Genomic DNA, 6,213 nt, shown 5'->3' with positions numbered 1-6,213 from the left:
GCCAGACGACCGACGGTTCGCGGCGACTCGCGTCCCAGCGGTCGAGACGATGCGACGCAGGAGCAAGTATCGACCGCTGGGACGCGAGACATAAAAGCCGCGAACCCGCGGCGCCGCAGGCGCCGCAAAAATAAACACAGCCGAAAAACCATTGCGAAGAGCTACACCCGAAGCAGCCGCACCGCCCTCCGCCCTTGCGAACCGCAACCCCGCGAGAGTACGGTTCTCACATCCGGAAGGGAGATTCTTGTGTCCGACACTACACCCCCACCGGTCCCGATTCAGCCCCCGCAACGCAGCACCGACACCGAGGAGACCACAGCATGAAAACGGCGGTAGTAACCGGCGGCGCCTCGGGTATCGGACTAGGCGTAGCACAACGCCTACGCGACAACGGCTTTCACGTCGCGACCCTCGACCTCAACCCCCCAGCCGACGACGACTTCGCCTACCGGGCCGACGTCACCGACCCCGACCAGGTCAACGAAGCGATCACCAGCGTGCGCGCGGCCCTCGGCCCGGTCACCGTTTTGGTGAACGCCGCGGGCCTCGACGGCTTCAAACGCTTCCAGAACATCAATTTCGAGGAGTGGAAGCGGGTCATCGACGTCAACCTGCACGGCGTCTTCCACTGCGTCCAGGCCGTGCTGCCCGATATGCTCGAGGCGGGCTGGGGCCGCATCGTGAACATCTCCTCCTCGAGCACGCATTCGGGGCAGCCGTTCATGTCGCACTACGTCTCGGCCAAATCCGCGGTGAACGGTTTGACCAAGGCGCTGGCCCTTGAACTCGGCCCGTCCGGCATCACGGTCAACGCCGTGCCGCCGGGCTTCATCGACACCCCGATGCTGCGCAAGAACGAAGAGGCGCGCCGCCTCGGCGGCACCGTCGAGGACCACATCCAACGCACCCCGGTCCGCCGGGTCGGCACCCCGGCCGATATCGCCGCGGCCTGCGCGTTCCTGATCTCCGAGGATGCCTCCTACATCACCGGGCAGATCCTCGGCGTCAACGGCGGACGCAACACCTGATCCAGCCCGCACCCGGTACCGCTCACCCTCGACTGCTCACATTCGAAGCAAAGGAACACAGATCGTGAAGGTCCATGTCGATCAGGGACGATGCCAGGGGCACACGCTGTGCGCGATGATCGCCCCGAAGTCCTTCGAGCTCAGCGATTTCGACGGCCACTCGACCCCGACCGCCGAAATCGTCGCCGACAGCGAGCAGGAGCAGGTGCGCGAAGCCGTGCACTCCTGCCCCGAGCGCGCGATCTCGATCGAAGAATAACCAGCAGCCGCCTGCACAGCGCAGACACCTGCACCAGGCAGAGAATGGAGGACGCGCCGTGCCGGACGCGGACAAGGAATCCGCGCAGAAGGGTGAGCCGTCGGGTCGGCCACTGCCCCTGCTCACCCTGGACACCGAGTTCTTCTGGACCTCGGGCGCCGACGGGATTCTGCGCATCCGGGAATGCCGCGGCTGCGCGGCGCTGATCCACCCGCCGCAACCGGTCTGCCGCCACTGCCGGGGTCGCGACCTCGGCGTGCGGGAGGTCTCCGGGCTGGCGACGATCGCGAGCTTCACCGTCAATCACCGTTTCGCGGTGCCAGGACTCACGCCGCCGTATGTGGTGGCGCAGGTCGCGCTGGTGGAGGATCCGCGAGTTCGGTTGACCACCAACATCATCGACGCCGATCCTGCCGAGCTGACGATCGGCACTCGGGTCGAGGTGGTGTTCCGGCAGGACGCCGACGTGTGGCTGCCGCTGTTCCGGCCCACCGCCGACCAGTCCGAACCGGGACCGCTGCCCGAGGACGAGATCGCGCCGGAACGCTTCGGCGAATTCGTGCGGCCGATGGTGCGCCAGGAAAAGTTCGAGGACAAAGTCGCGCTCACCGGCATCGGCATGTCGCGGCTCGGCCGCCGACTCATGGTCGAGCCGCTGGCACTGACCGTGGAAGCGTGCGAGCGCGCGGTCGCCGACGCCGGACTCACCTTCGCCGATATCGACGGCCTGTCGTCCTATCCCGGGGCAGGCAATGTCGGCGGCTTCGGCGAGGGCGGGACCACCGCGGTCGAGGCCGCGCTGGGGCTGCGGCCGACTTGGTACAACGGCGGCATGGAGACCTTCGGCCCCGGCGGTTCGGTGATCGCCGCCATGACGGCGGTCGCCACCGGACTCGCGCGCCACGTGCTGTGCTTCCGCACCGTCTGGGAATCGACGTTCAACGAGTTGCTGAAGGCGGGCCGCATCCCGTCCTCCGGCGGGCGAACCGCGAGCTGGATGATGCCGTTCGGCGCCATCTCGGCCGCGCACACCCTTGCCCAGAACGCGCAGCGGCATTTCCACCGCTACGGCACCACCCGCGAGACCCTCGGTTGGATCGCGCTCAACCAGCGCGCCAACGCCGAACTCGAACCGAGTGCGGTCTACCGCGATCCGATGACCATGGAGGACTATCTCGGCGCGCGGTCCATCACCACGCCGTTCGGCCTCTACGACTGCGACGTGCCGTGTGACGGCGCGGTCGCGGTGGTGGTCTCGGCCGTGGACGCCGCGCGGGACCTGCCGTCCGTGCCGGTGCTGGTGGAGGCGGTCGGCACGCAGATCGTGGAACGCCTGGAATGGGACCAGAGCACGCTGACCCACGAACCACAGGTCCTCGGGCCCGCCGCGCACCTGTGGTCGCGAACCACGCTGCGGCCCGGCGACGTCGACGTGGCCGAACTCTACGACGGGTTCACCTTCAACTGCCTGTCCTGGATCGAGGCGCTCGGCTTCTGCGGGATCGGCGAGGCCAAGGACTTCCTCGACGGCGGCAAGAACATCGCCCGCGACGGCGCGATCCCGGTCAACACGCACGGCGGACAGCTCTCGCACGGGCGCACCCACGGCATGGGTCTGCTGCACGAGGCGGTGGTCCAGTTGCGCGGCGCGGCGGGTGTTCGGCAGGTCGCCGACGCGCGGGTCGCCGTGGTGTCCAGCGGTGGGCTCACGCCGGGCGGCGTGATGCTGCTGCGGACCGAGAACTGACGCCGCGATGACGCTCACCGATACCGAGCTGTGTGGATTCGAGGACGGCAGCCCGACGGCCGTGCGCGCCGAGGTCGACGGCATCCCGGTGTCGGGGCTGCTCGTCGAGGCCGAATCGCCGCGCGCGGTCGTGGTCGCGCTGCACGGCGGGGCGACTTCTTCCGCGTATTTCGACTGTCCCGGCCATCCCGAACTGTCGTTGCTGCGGGTAGCCGAACGACTCGGCTACACCGTGCTCGCCCTCGACCGCCCCGGCTACGGCGATTCCCGGCCGTTCGCGGACCGGCTCGACACCCCGGGGCGCCGCGTCGACCTCATGTACGGCGCGGTGGGCGAGATCCTCGGTGCGCGACCGCGCGGCGCCGGACTGTTCCTGTTCGCGCATTCCGCCGGTTGCGAACTCGCCATCCGCATGGCGGGTGACGCGCGCGCGGCCGAGGTGATCGGACTCGAGATCGCGGGCACCGGACGCACGCACCAGCCCGAAGCCCACCGACTGCTGTGGGGCCGCGCGGACGGTTCGCGCCCGGTCGGGCTGGGCTCGCTGCTGTGGCATCCCGGCCGGATCTATCCGCCCGATCTCGTCGGCGGCGCGGCCATCGCCGCCACGGGCACGCAGTTGGAGGCAGCCACCATCGCCAACTGGGCCGAAAACATCTTTCCGCAGGTCGCGGCGCGGGTGCGGGTTCCGGTGCACTACACCCTGGGCGAATTCGAGAAGGTCTGGTGTAATACCGCCGAGGACATGACCGAGATCGGGGCACTGTTCGAAGCCGCGCCGCGCGTGGTATTGAATCAGCAGCCCAATACCGGCCACAACAGCAGTCTCGGTTACACGGCGACCGCCTATCACCTGCGGGTGCTCTCCTTCGCGGAGGAATGCGTCGTCGCCGCCGAGACCGGTGAGTTCAGTGGTCCGGCACGACAATTCGACGGCGGCGAGATCGCGGCCACGGAGGTGAGGTAATGGAGGTCACCGATATCGCCCCGCTGCTGCTGCGGCTGGTCGTCGGTGTGACGATGATCGCGCACGGGCTCAACCACTGGATCGGCGGCGGACGCATCGAAGGCACCGCGCGCTGGTTCGGCGGCCTCGGGCTGCGCAACGGCGTACTGCAGGCGTGGTTCAGCGTGATCACCGAGATCGGCGCGGGCGCGTTGCTGATCGTCGGCCTGCTCACGCCGTTCGCCGCGGCCGCCGTGGTGTCGGTGATGCTGGTCGCGGGCCTGCTCGCGCACCGGCGCAACGGCTTCTTCGTGTTCAAGGAAGGCTACGAGTACGTTCTCGTGCTCGCGGTGGTCGCGCTCGCGCTCGGCTTCTCCGGACCGGGATGGCTGTCGCTGGACCACGCGTTCGACATCGCGATCACCGGGTGGGCGGGCGGCGGCATCGCCCTCGGCCTCGGCGTGGCGGGCACGGCGGGTCTGCTGGCCGTGTTCTACCGGCCCGCGCCCGCGAAGAACGAGACAACCGAACAGAGCTAGGAGGTGCGCTGATGCGCGTCGGATTCATCGGATTGGGCAGTCAGGGCGGGCCGATGGCACGCCGCATCGTGGAGGCGGGCCACCCGACCACGCTGTGGGCGCGCCGGGCGGCTTCGCTCGAGCCCTACGCCGACACCGCGGCGGTCGTCGCCGAATCGCCCGCCGACCTCGGCGCGCGCAGCGACCTGGTCTGCCTGTGCGTGGTCGGCGACGCCGACGTGCGCGAGGTGGTCACCGGCGAGAACGGTGTGCTCGCCGGGATGGCGCCGGGATCGATCCTGGCGATCCATGCCACCGTGCACCCCGACACCTGTCGTGACCTGGCGAAAATTGCCAGTTCCCAGGGGGTTTCGGTGATCGACGCGCCGGTCAGCGGCGGCGGTCCCGCCGCGGAGGCAGGCACCCTGCTCGTCATGGTCGGCGGGGAGACCGAGGCCGTGGAACGCGCCCGACCGGTGTTCGCCTCCTACGGCAACCCCATCGTGCACCTCGGCGAGGTCGGCGCGGGACAGGTCACCAAACTGCTCAACAACCTGCTGTTCACCGCCAACCTGGCGACCTCGGCCACCGCGCTCGAGCTCGGCAAGTCGCTCGGCCTCAGCGGCGAACGGCTCGGCGAGGTGATCTCCAACGGCACCGCGAACAGCTTCGCGCTCGGTCGGGTCGTCGCCGGTGGCGGCAACCTCGACCGCCTGGCCTTGCACGCGGGTGACCTGCTGCGCAAAGATGTCGGTTTGGTCGCGGGCCTGGCCGATGCCGCGGGCGTGACCCCGGGCGTCGTGCTCGACGCGGCCGACGCCACCTTGGCGCTCATGGACCGCTCACGCTGAAGGAGGACACGGTGCGCATCGGATTCGTCGGCGCGGGGCGGATGGGCCGCCCGATGGTCGAACGGCTGGTCGCGGGCGGACACGCGGTGCGCGCGGTGGGCCGTTCCGCCGATGCGCGCACCGCACTCGCCGAGATCGGCGCACAGCCCGCCGCCACGGTCGCCGAGGCCGCGGTCGACGCCGAGGTTTTCGTGGTCTGCGTCTTCACCGACGATCAGGTGCGCGAGGTATGTCTGGGCGGGTCGCTGCTCGAGACGTTGCCGCGCGGCGCGGTCGTAGTCGTGCACACCACGGGCAATCCGGGTACCGCCGCCGAGATCGCCACGGCGGCGACCGCTTACGGTGTCGCCGTGGTGGACGCACCGGTCAGCGGAGGCCCGCACAACATAGCGGCGGGCCAGTTGACGGTATTCCTCGGCGGCGATACCGCGGCGGTCGACCGGGCGCGCGGAGCCTTGAGTGCCTACGCCGACCCGGTGCTGCACGTGGGACCGCTCGGCGCGGGACAGCGGGTCAAACTGGTCAACAACGCTCTGTTCGCGGCCCAGATCGGCTTGGTCGCCGAAGCCGTGCGCCTCGGCGGCCAGCTCGGCCTGGAGGAAGCCGCCCTGCTCGCCGCACTCCCCCACGCCAGCAGCAGCGGCCGCGCCCTCCAGAGCGTCGCGGGCGCGGGCGCGGTGGCGGCCTTCCGCACCGCGGTCGGCGAATTCCTCAGCAAGGACGTCGCCGTAGCGCGCAACCTTGCCGCCGATCTGGGCGGCGACCTCGGCCTGCTCGACGCCGCCATCGACGCGGGCTTACCCGTCGACAACCCGAACTGACCGGATCATCGAATCGCGCAGACCACCGCCGATGAGATCG

General features: G+C 69.6%; 7 protein-coding genes. All 7 read left to right on the top strand.

Features of this window, described 5'->3' with window-relative positions; genetic code table 11:
• Positions 1–323 precede the first annotated feature (323 nt).
• Entirely contained in the window at positions 324–1,031 is a 708-nt protein-coding gene (locus tag IT779_RS31360; protein WP_196153080.1) for an SDR family NAD(P)-dependent oxidoreductase, read from the top strand.
• Between the two features lie 64 nt (positions 1,032–1,095).
• A complete protein-coding gene (locus tag IT779_RS38260) occupies positions 1,096–1,290 on the top strand; it encodes a ferredoxin (protein WP_196153079.1) in 195 nt (64 codons plus the stop codon).
• Positions 1,291–1,402: 112 nt separating this feature from the next.
• Positions 1,403–3,037, top strand: a complete 1,635-nt coding sequence (locus tag IT779_RS31350; RefSeq protein WP_196153095.1) for a thiolase C-terminal domain-containing protein — start codon at positions 1,403–1,405, stop codon at positions 3,035–3,037.
• Between the two features lie 7 nt (positions 3,038–3,044).
• Positions 3,045–4,004, top strand: coding sequence for an alpha/beta hydrolase (locus IT779_RS31345; RefSeq protein ID WP_196153078.1), 960 nt, complete (start codon positions 3,045–3,047; stop codon positions 4,002–4,004).
• Positions 4,004–4,522, top strand: coding sequence for a DoxX family protein (locus IT779_RS31340; protein WP_196153077.1), 519 nt, complete (start codon positions 4,004–4,006; stop codon positions 4,520–4,522). Before IT779_RS31345 ends, IT779_RS31340 begins: the two co-directional genes overlap by 1 nt.
• Positions 4,523–4,533: 11 nt before the next feature.
• Positions 4,534–5,352: an NAD(P)-dependent oxidoreductase gene (locus tag IT779_RS31335; protein WP_196153076.1), complete on the top strand. Its 819-nt coding sequence runs from the start codon at positions 4,534–4,536 to the stop codon at positions 5,350–5,352.
• 11 nt (positions 5,353–5,363) lie between these two features.
• Positions 5,364–6,173 carry an NAD(P)-dependent oxidoreductase gene (locus IT779_RS31330; protein WP_196153075.1) on the top strand — a complete coding sequence of 270 codons (810 nt, stop codon included), beginning with the start codon at positions 5,364–5,366 and terminating at the stop codon, positions 6,171–6,173.
• The last annotated feature ends 40 nt before the right edge of the window (positions 6,174–6,213 follow it).

Source organism: Nocardia bovistercoris (genome assembly GCF_015674855.1).
Taxonomy (GTDB): domain Bacteria; phylum Actinomycetota; class Actinomycetes; order Mycobacteriales; family Mycobacteriaceae; genus Nocardia; species Nocardia bovistercoris.
The sequence above is the reverse complement of the archived record's forward strand: the minus strand, read 5'-3'. Positions and strand labels throughout refer to the sequence as shown.

Bases quoted from the DNA above. Each gene is read 5' to 3' on its own strand.
- IT779_RS31360 (WP_196153080.1), top strand. From the start codon at position 324: ATGAAAACGGCGGTAGTAACCGGCGGCGCCTCGGGTATCGGACTAGGC.
- IT779_RS31345 (WP_196153078.1), top strand. From the start codon at position 3,045: ATGACGCTCACCGATACCGAGCTGTGTGGATTCGAGGACGGCAGCCCG.
- IT779_RS31340 (WP_196153077.1), top strand. From the start codon at position 4,004: ATGGAGGTCACCGATATCGCCCCGCTGCTGCTGCGGCTGGTCGTCGGT.
- IT779_RS31335 (WP_196153076.1), top strand. From the start codon at position 4,534: ATGCGCGTCGGATTCATCGGATTGGGCAGTCAGGGCGGGCCGATGGCA.